Here is an 18,368-nt window from a genome sequence, read left to right on the forward strand (position 1 = left end):
GCACGCTGTGGAGGAACGGTGAAGCGCCCTGACCACGAGGTCAGTCAGGGCCGATCAGGACAGTTCGGGCCCGTCCTGGGGCAACTGAAGGTCGTCCGTCGGCGGCAGTTCCTCGACGTTGACGTCCTTGAAGCTCAGGACCCGCACACGTTTGACGAACCGGGCGGTGCGGTAGATGTCCCAGACCCAGGCGTCTTCCATGAGAACTTCGAAAAACACCTCACCGCCCTCGGTCCGGGCCGTGACCTCGACTGCATTGGCCAGGTAGAACCGGCGCTCGGTCTCCACCACATACCGGAAGAGCCCGACCACGTCGCGGTACTCGCGATAGAGCTGCAGCTCCATCTCGGACTCATAGTTCTCGAGTTCGTCGCCGCTCATGCCGTCCATTGTGCCCCCGCCGGCGGGCAGGGGTCTTCCCGTGACAGGTTCCAACTCATCCGGTGATACGGGCTGGGACCGTGCTCCACAATGGCCTGCCGATGGACGGCAGCGCCGTACCCCTTGTTGCCGTCCCAGCCGTAGGCCGGAAACGCCTCGGCCAGACCGGTCATCAGGCCATCTCGCTCCACCTTGGCCAGCACCGATGCGGCGGCCACGCTCGCGCAACTGGCGTCCGCCTTGACCTGCACGTGCACCGTCCCGGGACCCGGAGCCAAGTCGACCATGGCCGCCTGGGGTGCCCGAGGCAACCAATTGTCACGCCCGTCCAGCACCAACACGTCGGGTTGGCAGCCGAGGTCGGTGACCACGCGGTGCCAGGCCCGCCGGCCGGCCAGCGCCAGGGCGGCAGACAGTCCGTACCGGTCGATCTCCCCGGGTTCCGCGTGCCCGACGGCGGCCGCGGCACCCCAGGCGAGGATCTCCGGGACCAGCGCCTCACGGCGAGGCGCGCTGAGGACTTTCGAATCACGCACGGCCGGGTGGGGGCCGGCGTCGGGAAGGGCCACGACGACGACACCGACACTGACCGGTCCGGCCAGGGCGCCCCGGCCGACCTCGTCCATGCCGGCTACGAGCGTCGTCCCGGAACGGTGCGCCGCAACGAGTGAATGCTCCACCGAGAGATCGGGCACGACGCCGGCCGGCCGCCGCTGGCCTGAACTGCGGAGGCTTCGGGCGGTGCCCTGAGCCGGGGAGACGGTCATTCGGCCCGGCTCCGGGCGGAGTCGGGATCCGGCACCTCGTCGAAAGCGTCGCGGTTGCTGCCGGCATCGCCCCAATGGGCCACGGGCCAGGCGATGATCTCGGCCCTCCCGGTCACATCATCGAGGCTGATGAAGCCGTTTCCGGGCCCGTCCTGGTGCATGCGGGAGTCGGCGGAGGCGTCGCGATGATCCCCCATGACCCAGATGTGCCCCTCGGGAACCGTGACGTCGAACGGCATCTCAGACGGCGCGGAACCCGGATGAAGATACGGTTCCTGGACCGCCGTGCCGTTGACGATGAGCTGGCCGTCATCACTGCAGCACTCGACCCGATCGCCGGGCATGCCGATCACGCGTTTGACGAGATGCTGCTCGGAGGAATCCGGCATCAGACCGATGAACTCCAGTGCCTCTTGCACCGCATTGTTCGCCGCCGGAGCAGGCCGACCGAGCCAGCCCTTACTGTCCTCGAAGACCACCACGTCACCGCGGTCCAACTCGAAGGGTCCCGGCACGAGGAGATTGACGAAGATGCGGTCGTTGATCTGCAGCGTCTGTTCCATGGAGCCGGACGGAATGTAGTACGCGCGGAAGAGGAATGTCTTGACCAGGAAGGAAGCCAGAATGGTGATCAGGACGATCAGAACGATCTCCCGGACGGCCAGCCACGCCCTGCGTCCGCCGGAGGGTTCCGCATTCGGGGGCACCTGTGCCTGCTGGCCACTGTCCTGCGCCATCTAGCCGTCCTCTCCGCTGGTCCGGCTGACCACTCTACCGCTCGGCGGCACCCGGGTCCGCCTCCACCCGGGTGCGTCGGTCGAGGGGCCACGCGATTCCGGTCACCTTCCCGATGACCTGGGTTTCTCTGATCATGCCACCACCGGGGGCCCCGAGCAGTCCGCGGGAGTCGACGGAATGGTGGCGGTTGTCCCCCAGCAGGAACAGACGTCCGGCGGGAACCTCGGCGGTGAACTCGATGCGAGAGGCAGGCAACCCCTCGGCCAGGTAGTCCTCGTGGAGTTCCTGTCCGTTGACCTCGAGACGGCCGGAAGCCGAACAACAGGACAGGCTGTCCCCACCCACGGCGGCAACCCGCTTGACGTAGGCGGTGGTGTCCGGGGCCAGGCCCAGCCACTGCAGCGCGCCACTGCCCCACTGCACGAGTAGCGGCCGCGAGTCATAGGGGACGAAGCTGCCCTCCCCGTTCACCACGACCACGTCCCCCCGGCGTACGGGCTCTGTGGCATACGCCTCTCGGTCCACGATGATGCGGTCACCCTCCTGCAACAAGGGCTCCATGGACCCCGAGGGAATACGGTACGGATCCCCGAGAGTGCTCCGCAGCAGTGCGGAGGCGAGCACGGCCACCACTGCCACGGCAGCGATCATCACCGTCCACCGCAGCGCCGGAGGCCAGACACCACGACGCCGCGGGGACCGGCTCCCCGAACGGAGCCGGCGCCCGCGGCGCGTGTGGTTCGACGTGGCAGACGGGCGGTCGGAGGAGGCCTCCAGTGAGCCGTCAGACGTCATGGCCGACCGTGATCCGGTCAGGCCTTCTTGGACTTGGCGTTGCCCTTCGCGTTGGCCTTGGCGTTGCCCTTGGCCGTGGAGAAGTCGCGCTTCTCACGGATCTTGGCGGCCTTGCCGTGGCGATCGCGCATGTAGTAGAGCTTCGCACGGCGGACATCACCGCGGGACACGGTTTCGATCTTGTCGATCACCGGGGAATGCACCGGGAAGGTACGCTCCACGCCGACGCCGAAGGAAACCTTGCGAACCCGGAACGTCTCGCGGACGCCCTGGCCCTGGCGGCCCATGACGAAGCCCTGGAAAACCTGGACACGGGCAGTGCGGCCCTCGACGATGTTGACGTGGACCTTGACGGTGTCGCCGGGCCGGAAGTCGGGGATGTCGGTACGCAGCGAACCGGCATCAAGAGAATCGAGAATATGCATTGAGCTACTCCTGGTGAACGCCACAGGTCGTCCACGTACTAGATGGCACACCGGCCGGGCCTTCCGAAGAGAGGCGCCGGGATGGGTGTGCCCACACTGGTGACCGGCGGAGCCCTGATGGGTGCCGGTGGGTCGTCCTGTCGACATCCGCCCCCTGTGGCAGGTCAGATGTCCAGTCGACACAGCTGACCATTATGCCAGATCGGCACCGGCCTTGTCTTCTGAGCCTGCTGAGTCTGCTTCGCTTTCCTCCAGCAGGTCCGGCCGTCGCCCCCTGGTTCGGATCAGCTGCTGTTCGCGCCGCCATGCCGAGATTTTGGCGTGATCCCCGGAGAGCAGGACCTCAGGGACGTCCCGACCGCGCCACGCGGAGGGCTTGGTGTAGACCGGGTATTCGAGCAGGCCGTCACTGTGGGATTCCTCGACCAGTGACTCGGGATTGCCCACAACGCCGGGCACCAATCTCCCCACGGCCTCGATCATCGCCAGTGCCGCCACTTCTCCCCCGTTGAGGACGTAGTCACCGAGGGAGACCAACCGGACGTCGAACAGCTCCTGTGCCCAGTCGAACAGCCGCTCGTCGATGCCCTCGTACCGCCCACAGGCCACCACCAGGTGTGGCACGGAGGCCAACTCCTGAGCCAGGGACTGCCGGAACACCGTTCCCGACGGCGTCGGGACCAGCAGGACCGGCCGGTCGCCTTCGGTGCCGGCAATGGATTCCAGCGCCAGGGCCCACGGCTCCGGCTTCATCACCATTCCGGCGCCACCGCCGTACGGAGTGTCGTCGACCGTGCGGTGACGATCCGCGGTGAAGTCGCGCAGATCGTGAATGCGGATGTCCAGCAGTCCTTCTCGACGGGCCTTGCCGATCAGCGAGACGTCGAGCGCCGAGAGATACTCGGGGAAGATCGTGACGACGTCGATCCTCACGGTTGATCTCCTCGGGTGCGACCGCCGGCCGATGGTTGGGCGAGGCCGCCGTCGTCGTTGTTGAGGGTCAGCAGTCCGGGGGGCGGGGTGAGGGTCACCGTCTTCTCCTCGAGGTCCACCTCCGGCACGATCTCCTCGACGAAGGGCACCAGGGCGTCTCCCCCACCGTCCAAGGCGACCTCCAGCAGGTCCTGGACCTCGCCGGTGATCAGCCCGGTGATCGCTCCGACTCGTTGGCCGTCGACCAGCACGGTCAGATCCACCAGGTCCTCTTCGTACCAGGCGTCATCGTCCCCGGCCTCGTCCGGGGCGGCGAAGAGCTCGGTCCCCCGGAGCTGTTCCGCAGCGTTCCGGTCGGCGACCTCGTCGAAGCCGAGCAACAGGATGTCCTTGTTCCACCGGGCACGGGACACCGTCAGCCGACCGTCGCGGCCACCACCGGACGCGCTGCGGGCGTTCAAGACGGCACCGGTCACGAATCGCTTGTCCGGCTCGTCGGTGAACAGCTGCACCGTCACCTCGCCGCGGATGCCATGGGGTTTGCCGATGCGCGCGACCCGGACCTGGTCATCAAGATCCTGTGCTGAGTGCTCAGCCTCTGACTGCGGCATGCTCGGGGTTCCTTCCAAGGGTGACGTGCGAACGAGAGGGCAACACTGAACGGAGGGTGAGACGACAATGGCCCGCACCGGACGGTGTCCGGCACGGGCCATCATGCCACGGTGCCTCTGCCCCGACCCGGACCGCTGAGGGTCCGTGCGACAGGAGGCTCCCGCGATACTGCTAGCGCCGGCGGTCTGTGTCGACGACGTCGACGCGCACCGGATGGCCGGCCAGGCCGTCCAGCACGGTGCGCAACGCGGTCGCCGTACGACCCTGGCGGCCGATCACCCGACCGAGGTCGGACGGGTCGACCCTGATCTCCAGGACCTCACCGCGGTGCTTGGTGCGCAGGTCAACCTGGACATCGTCCGGGGAATCCACGATTCCCCGGACCAGGTGTTCCAGCGCTTCTTGGAGCATGGTCACTCGGACTTCTCTTCGGCCGGGGCCTCGGTGGTCTCCGTGGAGGCCTCCGCTGACTCAGCAGGAGCCTCGGTGCTCTCCGTTGCCTCTTCCGAGGCGTCCTTCTTCGGAGTGATGGCCTCGGGGATGATGACCGAGCCCTTGTCCGGTGCCACGAAGGCGTCCTTGGGCTGCTTGGATTTCAGGGTGCCCTCGGCTCCAGGCTCGCCCTTGAACTTCTGCCAGTCACCGGTCACCTTGAGGATGGCCATGACCTGCTCGGTGGGCTGAGCGCCCACGGAGAGCCAGTACTGGGCACGCTCGGAGTTGACCTCGATGAACGAGGGCTCCTCGGTCGGGTGATACTTGCCGATCTCCTCGATCGCCCGGCCATCCCGGCGGGTGCGGGAATCCATCACGACAATGCGGTAGAACGGTGCGCGAATCTTGCCGAATCGCTTCAAACGAATCTTAACGGCCACGGGTGTGGTAGCTCCTGGTTCTTGGTTTGAGGCGCAGTGCACGCTCCGGCCGTGGGGTTGGCGCGGGCGGGACCCTGCTGACAGAACGACCGGCCGGAGTGATAGAGGGTCGCCCGGGCGGCGGTTCAGTACCCCGCTATTCTGCCAGACCCGGACCGAATTCTCCTAGTCGGCTCAGTTGCCGCCGAGGTACTTCTCAAAGCCCTTCGGCAGATTCAGCGACGACGGATCGAACTCCTGATCCTGCGCTCCCTGCCCGAAGGCCGAGCCACGTGCCTGGGTGGCCGAACGCTGACGGCGCTCCTCCATCTCGCGCTTCTCCTGCGCGGCCTTCGCGGGATTGCCCGACTTGGGCTTGGACTTCTTGCCCTTGGATTTGGACTTCCGGGATCCGGCGCCACCACCGGCACCTCCGCCGGGCATTCCGGGCATTCCCGGCATTCCGCCCCCGCCGGCCATCTTCTTCATCATCTTCTGGGCCTGGCCGAAGCGTTCCAGCAGGCCGTTGACCTCGGACACCTGCACGCCGGAACCCTTGGCGATGCGCGCGCGACGGGAGCCGTTGATGATCTTGGGCGCCACGCGCTCGTGCGGCGTCATGGAACGGATGATGGCTTCGATCCGGTCGACCTGCCGGTCGTCGAATTGCTCCAGTTGCTGACGCATCCCCTGGGCGCCGGGCATCATCATCATGAGCTTCTTCATCGAGCCCATCTTCTTGATCTGCTGCATCTGATCAAGGAAGTCGTCGAGGGTGAAGTCCTCCTGGTCGACGAACTTCTGGGCCATCTTCTCGGCCTCGGCCTTGTCCCAGTTGCGTTCAGCCTGTTCGATCAGGCTCATCACATCGCCCATGTCCAGGATGCGCGAGGCCATCCGGTCCGGGTGGAACACTTCGAAGTCGTTGAGATTCTCGCCCGTGGAGGCAAACATGACCGGTTTGCCCGTCACCGAGCGCACCGAGAGCGCGGCACCACCGCGCGCGTCGCCGTCGAGCTTGGACAGCACGACGCCGGTGAAGCCGACACCCTCGTTGAACGCCTGGGCCGTGGCGACGGCGTCCTGGCCGATCATGGCGTCGAGGACGAACAGGACCTCGTCCGGCTGGACGGCGGCGCGGATGTCCGAGGCCTGCCGCATGAGCTCGGCGTCGACACCGAGACGGCCGGCCGTGTCGACGATGACGATGTCGTTGTACTTGGCCTGGGCCTCCGCGACGCCGTCGCGCGCCACCTGGACGGGATCGCCGGTGGCGTCCTCGAACTCGCTGGACACGCCCGGGTGCGGGGCGAAGACGGGCACTCCGGCACGTTCGCCGTTGACCTGGAGCTGTTTCACAGCGTTGGGGCGCTGCAGGTCAGCCGCGACGAGCATCGGCGTGTGACCCTGACCCTTGAGGTGTTTGGAGAGCTTGCCGGCCAGCGTGGTCTTACCGGCGCCCTGGAGGCCGACGAGCATGATCACCGTGGGCGGGTTCTTCGCCAGGTTCAGCCGGCGGGTCTCTCCACCGAGGATGTTGACCAGCTCGTCATTGACGATCTTGACGACCTGCTGGCCCGGATTCAGCGCTTGGCTCACCTCGGTGCCGAAGGCGCGTTCCTTGATGTGAGCAATGAACTCGCGGACGACCGGGACGGCGACATCGGCGTCCAGCAGTGCCCGACGGATCTCGCGGGCCGTGGCGTCGATGTCCGCCTCGGACAACCGGCCCTTGCCCTTCAGGTTCTTGAAGGTGGCGGCCAGACGGTCGGACAGGGAGTTGAACACTGCGGTGCTCTTCCTTCGGTGGGATGAGCGGACGGTGGCGTCCGCGCTTCTAGTGGTTCCTCATGCGGTGCTCCGCACGCCGCTGGGGGCGTGCCGCAGTTCGCGGCACGCCCCCAGCGGAACCCTCAGAGCGGCCGTGACCGCGGTGAGCGGAAACTACCGGTTTCCCAGGGTATCAACTTTGCTCCGGTCCGGGGTCCCGACTCCGGTGCCGTCAGCCCTCGCACTCACAGCCTCGCCGCCGTCCGCTCCGGCGTAGGCGGTGCCCAGTCCGCCGCCGCCGAACTCGTAGGCGACCTCGGCGTGCTGAGCCTGGTCGATGCCGAGTTCCTCTTCCTCAGCGGAAACGCGCCAGCCGATGGTGGCCTTGAGGATCGAACCGATGATGAACGTCATGACGGCGGCGAACACCACTGCGACGACCACGGCCACGATCTGTGCCAGCAGCAGCGAACCGTCGCCGCCGTAGAACAGACCGGAGCGGCCGTCGGCCAGGGTGCGGCCGAGGAAGCCGATCATGACGGTGCCGATGATGCCGGCCACCAGGTGGAGACCGACGACGTCCAGCGAGTCGTCGAAACCGAGCTTGTACTTCAGGGTCACGGCCAGCGCACAGGCGATACCGGCCAGCAGGCCGATGATGACGGCGCCCACCGGATCGACGTAGGCACAGGCCGGGGTGATGGCCACCAGGCCGGCGACGATGCCCGAAGCGCTGCCGATGGACGTCGGCCGGTGTCCCCGGACGGCTTCGGTGACGACCCAGCCGAGCATGGCGGCGGCCGGTGCGGCAAGAGTGTTGACCCAGATCAGGCCGGCCTCGGTGGCGTCACCGGCGGCACCGCCGTTGAAGCCGAACCAGCCGAACCACAACAGGGTGGCGCCGAGCATGACGAAGGGGATGTTGTGCGGCTTGTGTCCGGGATCGGTGCCGAAGCCCTTGCGCTTGCCCAGCAACAGAGCCAGAACCAGAGCGGCCACACCGGCGGAGATGTGCACCACCAGACCACCAGCGAAGTCCACGGCCTCGCCAATGGCACTGCCGATGGCACCGTCGGCACTGAACAGGCCACCGCCCCAGACCATGAAGGCCAGCGGGCAGTAGACGAGGGTGACCCAGACCGGCACGAAGATGAGCCACGTGCTGAACTTGGCGCGGTCGGCGATGGCACCCGAAATCAGCGCCACCGTGATGATCGCGAAGGTCGCGCCGAAACCGATGCTGATCAGGTCTTCGGTGCCGAGGGCGCCATAGAGGCCGAAGTCCGCGAAGGGATTGCCGAACAACTGCAGCACTCCGTCGCCGCCGGTCATGTTGTATCCCCACAGGACCCACACGACGGCCACGAGGCCGATCGAGACGAAGGACATCATCATCATGTTCAGGGAGGCCTTGGCCCGGGTCATGCCGCCGTAGAAAAAGGCCAGTCCCGGTGTCATCAACAAGACCAGTCCGGCGCACACCATGACCCAGACGTGTCCGGCCGTCAGTTCGACGGCGTTCGCAGTATCCACAGCTCGTTCCTCTCTACCCAAGTCGACCGGTGCCGGGGGCGGCGTTCCGGACATGGTTAAAAGCTTGCGGGCACCGTATTTCACGGTGCCCGCAACGCTGTTTCGGGTAGGTAACAAGAATGGCCGTTCCGTTAACGGAACGTTTCAACGCCGTTCAGGGGTCGAGTCGATCTACTCGGCCAGCAGAGCGTCCACGAAGCCTTCGGCGTTGAACGGTGCGAGGTCGTCCGGCCCTTCACCCAGGCCCACCAGCTTCACCGGCACGCCGAGTTGGCGTTGGATGGCGACGACGATTCCGCCCTTGGCTGTACCGTCCAGCTTGGTCAACGCAATGCCGGTAATGTTCACCACCTCGGCGAAGACCTTGGCCTGGGCGAGACCGTTCTGACCGGTGGTGGCGTCCAGGACCAGCAATACTTCGTCCACGGCGGCCTGCTTCTCGATGACGCGCTTGATCTTGCCCAGCTCGTCCATGAGGTTGGCCTTGTTCTGCAGGCGTCCGGCGGTGTCCACGATGACGACGTCCGATTCCTGTTCGATGCCCGTCTTCACAGCTTCGAAGGCCACGGACGCCGGATCGGCTCCGTCCTCCTCGGACCGGACGGTGTCCACGCCCACCCGGGCGCCCCACGTGGCCAGCTGTTCGGCGGCCGCGGCGCGGAAGGTGTCCGCCGCGCCGAAGACCACCTGACGATCCTCGGCCACGAGCACGCGGCCGATCTTGCCGACGGTGGTGGTCTTGCCCACACCATTGACGCCGACGACCATCATGACGGCCGGACGCCCGTCTTTGCGAGAGGCGTCCAGTCGGCGATCCATGGTCGGGTCCACCATCTTGACCAGTTCCTCATGGAGCATGGTCTTGACCCGAGCCGGGTCCCGGGAGCCCTCGACCCGGACGCGTTCACGCAGATTGTCCACGAGTTCCATGGTCGGCTCGGTGCCGAGGTCGGCCAGCAGGAGGGTCTCCTCGACCTCGTCCCAGACGTCCTCCGTGATGTTGTCCGTGGACAACAGCGCGAGCAGCCCCTTGCCGAAGATGTTGTTCGATTTGGCCAGCCGCGCCCGCAGTCGGGCCAGACGACCCGCGACGGGCGCCGGGGTCTCCAGGGCCGGGGCCTCGGCGACCTCCGGCTCGGCCGTGGCGGTGGTCTCGTCCTCCAGGAGCTCGGTCGCCGAAGCGGCGTCGCCGACGATCTCCTGGTCCGCTCCGGCCGGCGGAGCCTCGGGCCTCTCCAGCACAGCCGTGCCGCCGGGGGCCGGGTCATTCGCGTCTCGGGTCGTGGGGTAGGTGCCCTTCGGAATCCTGGGCTTCCGGTCAAGGAAGGCCAGCAGCACGACGCCGATGATCAGGACAGCAGCAAGAGAAATGAGAATGATCGGATCCACCGCTCCAGTCTGTCACAGCTCTCCAGCGTGGGATGATGTCCCCTGTGTCCCGAGTGAAGACCGGCCGGCAGGCCAACCGCCCCCCGATCCCCCGGGAGATCAAGGTTCTCATTGCCGCCGCCTTCGTCATCGCCATCGGCTTCGGCATCATCGCTCCGGTCCTCCCCCAGTACGCCCAGTCCTTCAATGTCTCCGCCACAGCGGTCTCCGCCGTGGTCTCCGCCTTCGGACTGACCCGCCTGGTGTTCGCTCCGGTTTCCGGCCGGGTGACGAGCAAGTTCGGCGAGACGCCCGCCTATATGACCGGGGTGCTGGTGGTGGCGGCGTCGATGTTCCTGATCGCCTTCTCGCAGGAGTACTGGCAGTTGCTCGTGTTCCGCGGCTTCGGAGGGATCGGTTCGACCCTGTTCACCGTCTCGGCGATGGCCTTTCTCGCCCGCAAGTCTCCACCGTCCATCCGCGGTCGAGTGTCCGGTGCCTATGCCTCTGCCTTCCTCATCGGCAACATCGCCGGTCCGGTCGTCGGCTCGGCCCTGGTGGTGTTCGGCCACCGGGTCCCGTTCTTGATCTATGGAACCTCGCTGGTGATCGCCGCCGGACTGGTGTTCTTCCTGCTACGCGCCTCTCGGCTGGCCGACCGTGGCCGACCGGACGAACGGCCCGAGATGAAGCTGGCCGAAGCGTGGGAGCGACCTGCCTACCGGGCTGCGCTGACGTCGTTCTTCGCCAATGGCTGGGCGACCTTCGGCGTGCGCAACTCGCTGACGCCCCTGCTGGCGGCCACGACGTTCACGGGCGCCGGTTTCTGGCTGGACGGACCACAAATCGCCGGTGCCGCACTGTCCCTCTTCGCGCTGGGCAACATCACCGCCGTCACGCTGTTCTCCCGGTTGTCGGACATCTACGGGCGCAAGCCGTTGATCGTCATCGGCCTGCTGGTGGCCGCCGTGGGAACCGCGTTCATCGGCTGGATGGACAACCCCTGGTTGTTCCTGGCTCTGTGCGTCGTCGCCGGCGCCGGGACGGGAATGCTCAACTCCCCCCAGCAGGCGGCAGTGGCGGACATCGTCGGTCAGGACCGCAAGGCGGGGCCGGTCATGTCCACGGCGCAGATGTCCTCCGACCTCGGCGCGATTTCCGGTCCGCTGGTGGCCGGCGCCGTGGTCGACATGGCCGGATTCGGCTGGGCCTTCGTGCTGACCGGAGGGATCCTGGCCCTGGGCGCGGTGTCCTGGACCTTCGCTCCGGAGACGAATCTCCAGGTGGATCGGGGCGCGGCTCGGACCGGTGTTCTTCCCCGGTTCAGGCGTCCGACGAGGTCGTCGCAGCGTCCAGACGCTGGCTGATCACCGTCGTCACGCCGTCGCCGCGCATGGAGACGCCGTAGAGCGCGTCCGCGACCTCCATGGTCCGCTTCTGGTGCGTGATGATGATCAACTGGCTGTCCTGCTGCAACTCACGGAAGATCTCCAGCAGCCGGCCGAGATTCGTGTCATCCAACGCGGCCTCGACCTCGTCCATGACGTAGAACGGACTCGGCCGGGCCTTGAAGATGGCCACCAGCATCGCCACGGCTGCCAGGGATCGCTCGCCACCGGAGAGCAAGGACAAGCGCTTGACCTTCTTGCCCGCGGGTCTGGCCTCGACCTCGATGCCGGATTCCAGCAGATTGTCCGGATCCGTCAGGCACAGCCGTCCCTCGCCCCCGGGGAACAGGGTGGCGAAGACGTGTTGGAACTGCGCCGCCGTGTCCTCGAAGGCGGCGGAGAACACCCGGAGCACCGTCTCGTCCACGTCTCGGATGATGTTCAACAGGTCTCGGCGGCTGGAATCGAGGTCCTCGAGCTGCTCGGTGAGGAAGCGATGACGCTCCTCCACAGCCGCGTACTCTTCCAGCGCCAGCGGATTGACCCGCCCCAGAGCCGCGAGCTCGCGTTCGGCCCGCCGCAACCGCTTCTGCTGTTCGGCACGGTCGAAGGGCTCCGTCTGCTGTTCCCGGTCCTGCTCGGGCTCGGTGTCCGGTTCGGATGCCGACACGTTCTCTGAGGTGGTCTGCGCCTGGGCTGCGGGTGCTTCAGACGGGTCGGTATCGGCCGGCGGCCCCACGGGTACGGGGACGTCCGGACCGTAGTGCTCCAGAAGATAGTCCGGCGTCATGCCGAGGTCCTCGAGTGACTTGTCCCGCAGTTGGTCCAACCGCAGTTGCTGTTCCTGCCGGGTCATGCGGGCGGCGTGCAACTGATCCTTGGCTTTCGCCGCCGCCGCGCGATGCTGGTCAGCGGTCTGCTGGAGTCTCTCGCGCTCGGCCGTGAGCTCTTCTCCGCGCCGGTCCAGTTCCGTGCGATCCCGTTCTGCCCGGGCGACAGCGCCCTCCACCCGTTCCAGCGCTTGGTTCAGCCCCTGAGATACCGCGGCAATCCTGCCCAACCAGGCCGTGCGTTTCTGCTCGGCGCGCTCACGCTCCTGATGGGCCACCGTGGAGGCGGAGGCCTGTCGCCGCGCTTGCTCGGCGCGCGAGGCTAGCTGCGCCTGGGTGTTCTCCGCCGCGCGCAGTGCCAGCCGCGCCTCGGTCTCCCGGTGGCGGGCCTCGCCGGCGCGTTGCTCCGCAGCGTCACGCTCGCCCGGATCGGGCTCGGCGGCACCGGTGTTGGAGGCAGCGTGATCGGATGCACCGGGCTCAGCCGCATCAGCCTCAGTCTCGGCCGGCTCAGCGGGCGCCGTCGCGAGCTCGGCCTGCCGGGCTTGGTCCTCAGCCTTCCCGACGGCGGCCGTCGCCTCCGCGAGCCGGTCTCGCAAGGCGGCGAGCTCACCGCGTTGGCGCTCGACGCCGTCGTCGGCATGAGCGAGCTGCTGATTCAACCGGGCCAATTCCTCGGTGACCGCGGTGAATCTGGCGTCAGAGTCGTTCAGCGCGTCGAGGGCGGTGGTCTCTTCGGCGCTGGCCTCTTCCACTTCCCGGCGAAGACTGGTGTGCTGGAACCGCAGCCGTTCGACCTCGTACGTGGCCTCCGTGGCCACCCGAGCGGCCTCGTCCGCGGCCGCTTGACGCTCCAGCCGGCTGCCGGACCCGGCGCCACGCGCATCCGTCCAACCGGCTCCCACCACATGCCCGTCCCGCGTGGCCAGACGCAGTGGCGCTCCACGGTGGACGGCCGGCACGGCCCCACTGTCCATCAAGGCGGTGGCCGTCTCCAGGTTCTCCACCAACACAGTGCCGGCCAACAGGGAGTGCACCGTGCGGGACAGGCCGGACGGCACCGGAAGCTCGAGCACCGCGAGCGCATCGATCGCGCCCTCCGGCAACTCACCGCCGTCGGTAGTGGTGTCGGTTGTGGAGTCGGCCGTGGGGTCGGCTGCTGGGTCGGCTCCGGACCAGGGATACAGCAGCCGCGCGTCCGCGGCACCGGCGTCGGCGAGTCGGCCCGCCGCCTGCACGGCCGGGATCTGACTCTCGAGCACGAGTTGCTCCGCGGGACCACCCAGCGCGGCCGCGATGGCCGCCTCCCAGCCCGACTCCACGTGGAGCGTTTCGGCGAGGGTGGCCGGGTCCAGGTCACCCAGCACGGTAATGGCGGCCCCGGCCTCGGGCTCGAGCGCCTCAGCGAGCGCGTCTCGCCGGGCCACGGCCGCCCCCTGAGCGGATTCAGCCGTGGCCAGCGCCTCCTCGAGCTGGCGCAGGCGGTCGCGGAGCTCCTCGGCGCGCTGGGCCGTCGATTCATAGGCGCTGTCCAGTTCCTCTTCCGAATCAAGCGACCCGGCCAATCGATTCTGCTGATCGGCGAGTTCGGCGCGCAGGGACTCGGCGGCGGCCTCGCTCTCGGCCAGACCGGTCTCCGCCTGCTGCAGTTGGGCGCTCAGGGACTGTTCGGTCGCCTTGGCCGCTTCCACCCGTCCGGCGGCGACGGCGGCGGCCTGGCGCCGGTCTGCTGCCGCCTGCAATTGGCGGGTGTAGGTCTCGGAGGCTTCCCTGGCGGCGAGTTCGGCCCGCTGACGCTCTGCGCTGGCGTCGGTCAGAGCCTCTTGAGCCGTGGTGACGGCCTCTTCCGCTTCCCTCGCCTCGTCGGCCGCGCGCTCGGCCTGCCGCCGGGCCGCCTCCGGATCGGGGCCCGACGGCGGCGGGACGGGTTGGCGGCGGGCGCGCTCCCGCTCCACGGCCACGGCCGCCAGCGAACGGTACCGTTCGGCCAGCGTGGAGAGCTGGTACCAGTGATCACGCGCCGCGGCGGAGGCCTCGGCAGCGGTCGCGGCCTGAGCGGCGATGCCACCGGCCGCCTCCTCGGCACGGGCCGCTTGTTCCTCGGCGCTGGCCAGTGCCGTCTCCAAGGCCTGGTCGCCCGCCCCAAGACGCTCGACCTCGGCTTGTTGCCGGAAGAGCTCATCGGCCAGGAGCCGGGACCGGGCGTCACGGACGTCATACTGGATGCGCTGGGCTTTGCGCGCGGTCTTGGCCTGCTTGGACAGCGGTCCCAGCTGACGCCGGACCTCCTCGGAGAGGTCCCGGACGCGGTCGAGATTCGAGCGCATGGACTCGAGCTTGCGGACGCTGCGCTCCTTGCGACGACGATGCTTGAGCACACCGGAGGCTTCCTCGATGAAACCGCGGCGCTCCTCCGGGCTCGCCTGCAGAATCCGGTCGAGCTGCCCCTGACCGACGATGACGTGCATCTCGCGGCCGAGCCCGGAGTCGGAGAGCAGTTCCTGAATGTCCAGGAGACGGCAAGACGTGCCGTTGATCGCATACTCGGAGCCGCCACTGCGGAACAGGGTGCGGGAGATCGTGACCTCGGAGTACTCGATCGGCAGAGCGCCGTCCGAGTTATCGATGGTGAGTGAGACCTGGGCACGGCCTAGCGGCGCGCGTCCGGAGGTGCCGGCGAAGATGACGTCCTCCATCTTGCCGCCGCGCAGGTTCTTGGCGCCCTGCTCCCCCATCACCCACGCGAGCGCGTCGACGACGTTGGACTTGCCCGAGCCGTTCGGCCCCACCACCGCGGTCACGCCCGGCTCGAAGTGGAACGTCGTGGCCGAGGCAAAGGACTTGAAGCCACGGACGGTCAGGGTCTTGAGGTACATGGTCCTGTTCCGGTCCAGGCGACCGCTGGGCGGTGTCTGGGCACTGTGTTGTACATGCGGTTCGACCTCCATTATCCCTGTCTGCGCCGTTGACTTGGTAACCTCAGGCGTCGGACCGCCGTGCAGTCCTCATTCCGAGGTCTTGTGGAGCCGGTCCGGCGTCGAGTGGAGGTCAGGACAACATGGCGACGACCCGTGAGCGGAGTCTGAAGCGGTACGCTCCGCGGCCGAACCATCAACACTCCTCCCTCGAGGCCTTCGAGGCTCAGGACGTGGTGGAGCCCGGCGTCCACACGATCGCGGCCGGTGAGTCCACCGTGGACCTGCTGCTCGATGAGAACGGTGACGCCGACACGTTGCTGGTCTTCTTCCCCTCGGCGGTCACCCCGGAGATCACGTGGCCGTTCTTTCAGGGCGCGGACGCCGCCAAGACCCTCGGGCTGTCCTTGCTGGCCATCTCGGATCCGACGATCGCCCGCTCCGCCAAGATCCGCACGGGATGGACCCTCGGCGACGACCGGTATTGGCTGCATCACGACATGACCCGATACATCGACGCGGTCAGCCGGGGCCGTCGCCTGCTGTTCGTCGGCGCCTCGGCCGGCGGCTTTCCCGCCCTGTACTACGGGTCGATGTACCCGGATTCGATCACCGTGGCGATCAATCCGCGCACCCACCTGTTCGCTCCGCCGACCCACCTGCAGATCGACCCGTCCCGGCAGTTCGGTGACGTCCCGGTCAGCGCCATTCCGGACCTGGTGCCGGTCCGCGCCGGTTCACCGGGCAACACCGTGGTCTACTTGCAGAACTCCGGCGACCACCGGTATTTCGCCGGCCATATGATCCCCTATCTGCACCGGGCGGAGCCCGGGGCACGGATCTGGACGCGGATGGGCCATTGGGGCACGGGGCACAAGACCCCGCCGAAGGAGTTTCTGCATCGTGTGCTGGGCACCTTGGCGGGGCCGAAGTCGTTCGAGCATGCCGTCCGAGCCCTGAGGCTGCAGCCGTTCTCCGATGTGGACGAGCTCCTGATGGAACAGGCCACCATCAGTGTCTCGGTGCACCGGAACCGACGGCTGACACTCGAGGCTCGCGAAGCCGGGCGAGCCGCATCCCCCGGCCAGCGCCCCGCCCGCACCTGGAGTGAGCGTCTCCGGCTGCGCCGCGGTCAGTCCTGGCGGAACCGGTTGCGGCGCTTCAGATCTTCTCGATCGTGACCGGCCGGTGTTGGCGCCGGAGTCCCCTGATGAGGTCTTCGGCCTCAGCCAACCGCTGCTTGGCCAGCAGCCAGTTGTACTTTCGATAGTTGTACATCGTCTCTTCCGTGTCACCGTCGGCGATGACCCGGCCGGCATCCAGCCACAGCACTCGAGTGCACGAGCTGGTGATCTGCTTGGCGTTGTGGCTGACCAGCACCACGGCGCCGGCCTGTTCACGCAGCTTCTCCATCCGGGCCTTGGACCGATCGCGGAATTGGGCGTCACCGGTGTTGAGGGCCTCATCGAGCACGAGGATGTCAGGGTTCCGGCTCGTGGCGATGGCAAAGCGCAAACGCCCGCCCATACCGGACGAGTAGGTCTCCATGGGCAGGTGGATGGCGTCTCCCAGCCCGGCGGCCTCTTCGATCTCGGGCAGACGCTCCTTGACCTCGGAGCGGGGCATGCCCATGGCCAGACACCCGAGCACGATGTTCTGCCGCCCGGAGATGCTCGGGACCAGGGCTGGGGACACGCCGAGCATCTCGGGAGTACTGCGCGCCCATACCTGTCCGGTCGTGGGAGTCAGTTTTCCGGCGATGATGCGGCTGAGAGTCGTCTTGCCCGAGCCGTTGCGGCCGACGACACCGAGGGACTCCCCCGTTCCCACCACGAGGGAGAAACGTTCCAGGGCGTACACGGAGACCCTGGGCTCGCGCCGCACGGCACCGTAGACGATGCGCTTGTGCCAGGGCAGCTTGCTCTGCAGCTCATTCTTGGTCGAGGAGACCTTGAAGGTCATCGAGATGTCGTCCAGCACCAACGCGGGTGCGCGCGTCCGGTCCACGTTCATCCGTGCCGGTCCGGGCCGAGCCTGCTCGGCATCCTGTCCGGACGGGCCCGCGGCACCGGTCTCTTGGTCCGGATCGACGATGTCGTCATCGTCCTCGTCGTCGTCGGACAGTTCAAAAGGCTTCTTCGGGACCGAGGTCATCGGGTCTCCTCCTTGCCGTACTTCTCGTCGGCTTTCCAGAACACCAGGGTGCCGATCAGGGTGAGGCCGACGGCCCATCCTCCCAGGATGAGCCAATTCTCCCACCCGGGAGCGGTGGCATAGAGCACGGAATTCCGCGTCATCTCCAACACCTGGTGCATCGGATTGAGCTCCAGAATCGCCAGGATGTCCGGGTCGCTCACGAACCGCTCCACCGAGTAGAAGACTCCGGAACCGTACAACCAGAGCCGATTTCCGAAGGTGATCAGTTGGGAGATGTCTCGCACGCGGGAGACCCAGCGGGCCAGGATCAGACTGATGCCGAGGCCCATGAGCACCTGCAGCAGAAGGATGGGAATCACCAGGAGCCATAACCAGGTGACCTGTTCGGCCTCCGGCAGCACCAGGATCAGGATGATCATCATGACCAAGGCGGGGATGAAGGCCAGCAGCTCCTTGAGGACCGTGGAGATCGGCATGACTGCTCGAGGAAAGTCGAACGCCTTCACCACCGAGCGATTGGAGACCAGACTGTTGGCGCCCTGCGAGACGCAGCGTGAGGTGAACTGGAACATGAACACGCCGATGACAAGGAAACCCAGATAGTTCTCCACGCCGCGACTGGTCTGGAGCAGCACGCCGAAGACGAGGAAATAGGTCAACCCGTTGAGCAAGGGCGTCAGGACGAGCCAGATGTTGCCCAGCAGATTGTTCTTGTTCCGGGTGCCCACGGAAGCGCGGGCCTCGAAGTAAATGAAGTCGCGGAACCGCCACAGCCTGGCCAGGTAGTGGTGCAGTGCCAGCCGGGCACCGACGCGCTGCAGCCCGGACATCTGCACCTGCACCCGTTCGGGTCCTTCCGCGACCGTCGTTCGCGCGTCTGCCCGATCGGTGCTCATTGACAA

At 67.1% G+C, this 18,368-nt stretch carries 17 protein-coding genes; 2 read left to right on the plus strand and 15 right to left on the minus strand.

The window, feature by feature from the left end:
- Positions 1–54: 54 nt before the first annotated feature.
- The 12 genes from ACFQQD_RS09985 to ftsY form a co-directional block, all read right to left on the minus strand.
- Positions 55–381, minus strand: coding sequence for a DUF2469 domain-containing protein (locus ACFQQD_RS09985; RefSeq protein ID WP_378088825.1), 327 nt, complete (start codon positions 379–381; stop codon positions 55–57).
- Positions 378–1,148, minus strand: coding sequence for a ribonuclease HII (locus tag ACFQQD_RS09990; RefSeq protein ID WP_378088828.1), 771 nt, complete (start codon positions 1,146–1,148; stop codon positions 378–380). Before ACFQQD_RS09990 ends, ACFQQD_RS09985 begins: the two co-directional genes overlap by 4 nt.
- Positions 1,145–1,885, minus strand: coding sequence for a signal peptidase I (gene lepB / locus ACFQQD_RS09995; RefSeq protein ID WP_378088830.1), 741 nt, complete (start codon positions 1,883–1,885; stop codon positions 1,145–1,147). Before lepB (ACFQQD_RS09995) ends, ACFQQD_RS09990 begins: the two co-directional genes overlap by 4 nt.
- 34 nt (positions 1,886–1,919) lie before the next feature.
- Positions 1,920–2,537: a signal peptidase I gene (gene lepB / locus ACFQQD_RS10000; RefSeq protein ID WP_378088832.1), complete on the minus strand. Its 618-nt coding sequence runs from the start codon at positions 2,535–2,537 to the stop codon at positions 1,920–1,922.
- 161 nt (positions 2,538–2,698) lie between these two features.
- On the minus strand, positions 2,699–3,106 hold the full coding sequence (gene rplS / locus ACFQQD_RS10005; protein WP_378088834.1) for a 50S ribosomal protein L19: 408 nt from the start codon (positions 3,104–3,106) through the stop codon (positions 2,699–2,701).
- Positions 3,107–3,298: 192 nt separating this feature from the next.
- Positions 3,299–4,039, minus strand: coding sequence for a tRNA (guanosine(37)-N1)-methyltransferase TrmD (gene trmD / locus ACFQQD_RS10010; RefSeq protein ID WP_378088837.1), 741 nt, complete (start codon positions 4,037–4,039; stop codon positions 3,299–3,301).
- Positions 4,036–4,650 (minus strand): ribosome maturation factor RimM, encoded by a 615-nt coding sequence (gene rimM, locus ACFQQD_RS10015; protein ID WP_378088839.1) that lies wholly within the window; start codon positions 4,648–4,650, stop codon positions 4,036–4,038. Before rimM ends, trmD begins: the two co-directional genes overlap by 4 nt.
- A 172-nt stretch (positions 4,651–4,822) precedes the next feature.
- Complete coding sequence (locus ACFQQD_RS10020) at positions 4,823–5,062, minus strand: RNA-binding protein (protein WP_378090088.1); 240 nt, start codon at positions 5,060–5,062, stop codon at positions 4,823–4,825.
- Positions 5,063–5,064: 2 nt separating this feature from the next.
- Positions 5,065–5,526 (minus strand): 30S ribosomal protein S16, encoded by a 462-nt coding sequence (gene rpsP, locus ACFQQD_RS10025; RefSeq protein ID WP_378088841.1) that lies wholly within the window; start codon positions 5,524–5,526, stop codon positions 5,065–5,067.
- 174 nt (positions 5,527–5,700) lie between these two features.
- On the minus strand, positions 5,701–7,293 hold the full coding sequence (ffh, locus tag ACFQQD_RS10030; RefSeq protein WP_378088843.1) for a signal recognition particle protein: 1,593 nt from the start codon (positions 7,291–7,293) through the stop codon (positions 5,701–5,703).
- A gap of 156 nt (positions 7,294–7,449) precedes the next feature.
- Positions 7,450–8,760 carry an ammonium transporter gene (locus ACFQQD_RS10035; RefSeq protein ID WP_378090090.1) on the minus strand — a complete coding sequence of 437 codons (1,311 nt, stop codon included), beginning with the start codon at positions 8,758–8,760 and terminating at the stop codon, positions 7,450–7,452.
- Between the two features lie 219 nt (positions 8,761–8,979).
- Entirely contained in the window at positions 8,980–10,197 is a 1,218-nt protein-coding gene (gene ftsY / locus ACFQQD_RS10040; protein WP_378088845.1) for a signal recognition particle-docking protein FtsY, read from the minus strand.
- Between the two features lie 35 nt (positions 10,198–10,232).
- On the opposite strand from ftsY, the gene ACFQQD_RS10045 reads away from it, so the two are divergent.
- Positions 10,233–11,543 carry an MFS transporter gene (locus tag ACFQQD_RS10045; protein WP_378090092.1) on the plus strand — a complete coding sequence of 437 codons (1,311 nt, stop codon included), beginning with the start codon at positions 10,233–10,235 and terminating at the stop codon, positions 11,541–11,543.
- On the opposite strand, the gene ACFQQD_RS10050 is transcribed toward ACFQQD_RS10045, so the two are convergent.
- Complete coding sequence (locus ACFQQD_RS10050; protein ID WP_378088848.1) at positions 11,500–15,270, minus strand: AAA family ATPase; 3,771 nt, start codon at positions 15,268–15,270, stop codon at positions 11,500–11,502. The genes ACFQQD_RS10045 and ACFQQD_RS10050 overlap by 44 nt on opposite strands.
- A gap of 182 nt (positions 15,271–15,452) precedes the next feature.
- Between ACFQQD_RS10050 and ACFQQD_RS10055 the strand changes: the two genes are divergently transcribed.
- Positions 15,453–16,490: a hypothetical protein gene (locus tag ACFQQD_RS10055; RefSeq protein WP_378088850.1), complete on the plus strand. Its 1,038-nt coding sequence runs from the start codon at positions 15,453–15,455 to the stop codon at positions 16,488–16,490.
- Here ACFQQD_RS10055 and ACFQQD_RS10060 read toward each other — a convergent pair.
- Both ACFQQD_RS10060 and ACFQQD_RS10065 read right to left on the minus strand, forming a co-directional pair.
- The gene (locus tag ACFQQD_RS10060; protein WP_378088852.1) at positions 16,471–17,463 is read right to left on the minus strand and encodes an ABC transporter ATP-binding protein; all 993 of its coding nucleotides are present in this window, start codon (positions 17,461–17,463) and stop codon (positions 16,471–16,473) included. The two genes, ACFQQD_RS10055 and ACFQQD_RS10060, sit on opposite strands and share 20 nt — an antisense overlap.
- Positions 17,460–18,362 (minus strand): ABC transporter permease, encoded by a 903-nt coding sequence (locus ACFQQD_RS10065; RefSeq protein ID WP_378088854.1) that lies wholly within the window; start codon positions 18,360–18,362, stop codon positions 17,460–17,462. Before ACFQQD_RS10065 ends, ACFQQD_RS10060 begins: the two co-directional genes overlap by 4 nt.
- Between the last annotated feature and the right edge of the window lie 6 nt (positions 18,363–18,368).

It is taken from the genome of Citricoccus sp. GCM10030269 (genome assembly GCF_042665635.1).
Lineage (GTDB): Bacteria > Actinomycetota > Actinomycetes > Actinomycetales > Micrococcaceae > Citricoccus.